This is a genomic window from Salinicola sp. V024, from assembly GCF_052645315.1.
The window spans coordinates 1-1,337 of sequence record NZ_JBQXYB010000037.1; the positions used below are offsets into that span (position 1 = coordinate 1).

General features: G+C 52.7%; 1 protein-coding gene. It reads right to left on the reverse strand.

All coding sequences use genetic code 11. The features are described from left to right. Positions 1-740: 740 nt before the first annotated feature. Positions 741-1,181, reverse strand: a complete 441-nt coding sequence (locus ACUN9V_RS19875; protein WP_110648820.1) for a DUF411 domain-containing protein — start codon at positions 1,179-1,181, stop codon at positions 741-743. Positions 1,182-1,337: the final 156 nt, after the last annotated feature.

Here is a 1,337-nt window from a genome sequence, read left to right on the forward strand (position 1 = left end):
GATATTGGCGTCTACCTGATGGACTACTACAACCGGCAGCGCCCTCATACCTTCAATGGCGGCATGCCACCCGTGATGGCGGAAGAAAAACTTAAAATACTGTCCGGGATTAGTTGACCACTACAGACTGCTCCGGTCCCTGCTTGGGTTGCTTATCACAGCAGTTCATTGGGATACCCCTCTATCACGTTCAATAATGTCGAGAAGAAAGTCGTTCATTGCTGGGCTGTCCCACTCCGTCGCCCACCAGACGCCCAATCTCCTCACCTCGGCGGTCGATCAGTAATGTCGTCGGAATGCCTACGGTACCCAAGTTCGCTCCAGCCCTCCCGGTTTGATCGATATCTGGCGAAGATGCTCAATGCCCATGTCCTGGTAGAAGTTCTTCACGACATCGATCCCTTTACGATCGGCGGAGAGCGCGACGACCTCGAAAGCCTCTCCGCCCAACTCGGCTTGAAGGGCATCTAGCGCGGGTAACTCTTCGCGGCATGGTCCGCACTAGGTCGCCCAAATATTGAGCAGGACAAGCTTCCCTTCAAAATTGGCTAGCGTTAAAGGGTTGCCATCGCCATCCTCGAAACTCAGCTCAGGTAAGTCACGCGGGCTCCCCCAGAGCATAAGCCCCTGCGGGCCTAGGCTGCTAGGTGGATTGGCGATAGCAATAGAGGCCATAGCTAACAGACTCATCATTGCGATGATCTGCTTGAGATTAGCCAGTCTCATGGTTCCAGGCGGCCTTAATAGGTCGCGTAAACATCAGGTGTATCGGTCGGCTGAAAAGCCAGGGTATAAACTTCGATAGGGTCTTGTTTCTCACCTCCCATTCCCGGCGAACCAAGCGGCATGCCCGGTACACTCAAGCCTATGATAGAGGGTTCCTCCTCAAGCACCTTGTTGACGCTCTCCACGTTCACGTGGCCTTCGAAAACGTAGTTGCCAATAAATGTGGAGTGACAACCGTACAGGCTCTTGGGAATCTTATTTTCCGCCTTTATCTGAGAAAGATCATTGGTACCGATCACCTCTACATCGAACCCATTCTTTTCCAAGTATTTGGCATACTCCTCGCAGCAGCCGCAGTTAGGGTCCTTGTAAAGAGTCGCCGATGTCTCTGCAGCCAACCCTGTAAGAGGAAAAGACAGCAGAGCAACAACGGCCAATTTCTTGAGATTTTTCATATCTTCGGTCTCCTAGGTAGAATAGCCTTTGAAGTGGACCCCATCCGTTGGACCACCTGACAGGCGATTTAAGCTCTGACCGGATCATCATCAGGCGTCAGGCCGCCTGGGTCAGTGGTTGATCGAAGTACACCTCATCGGGTGTCGCATCGTCCA